The sequence below is a fragment of the Colwellia sp. BRX8-5 genome, from assembly GCF_014077325.1.
Classification (GTDB): Bacteria; Pseudomonadota; Gammaproteobacteria; order Enterobacterales; family Alteromonadaceae; genus Colwellia_A.
This window is the reverse complement of record NZ_JACGVR010000105.1, coordinates 1-344: the sequence shown is the minus strand read 5'-3', so window position 1 is coordinate 344 and position 344 is coordinate 1. Positions and strand designations below refer to the sequence as shown.

Here is a 344-nt window from a genome sequence, read left to right as displayed (position 1 = left end):
TGGGGCTATAGCTCAGCTGGGAGAGCGCCTGCCTTGCACGCAGGAGGTCTGCAGTTCGATCCTGCATAGCTCCACCATCTTAAATTCTACCGCGTTAGTTCGCAGCTTGTGTAGTAAACTACACGGCGCTACAAACTGCCTTGTATAATATAAGATACCATTATGATTCTTCATTAAAGAAAGAGGCCAAACTTAAACTGTTCTGATGAACATGTTAAGTTTGGTTTTTTAAACCACGTTTTTAACCGAATGCGCGTTAAGAATGAGTTCTTTAACAATCTGGAAAGCTGATATAAATAAGATATTTATAAAGCAATGAACGGTGTCGCGCTGTGATTTGCACA

At 41.0% G+C, this 344-nt stretch carries 1 tRNA gene; it reads left to right on the top strand.

Annotation, left to right across the window (positions count from 1 at the left end):
* The first annotated feature begins 1 nt into the window (after position 1).
* Positions 2-77: transfer RNA gene (locus H4J62_RS20100), tRNA-Ala, on the top strand.
* Positions 78-344 lie beyond the last annotated feature (267 nt).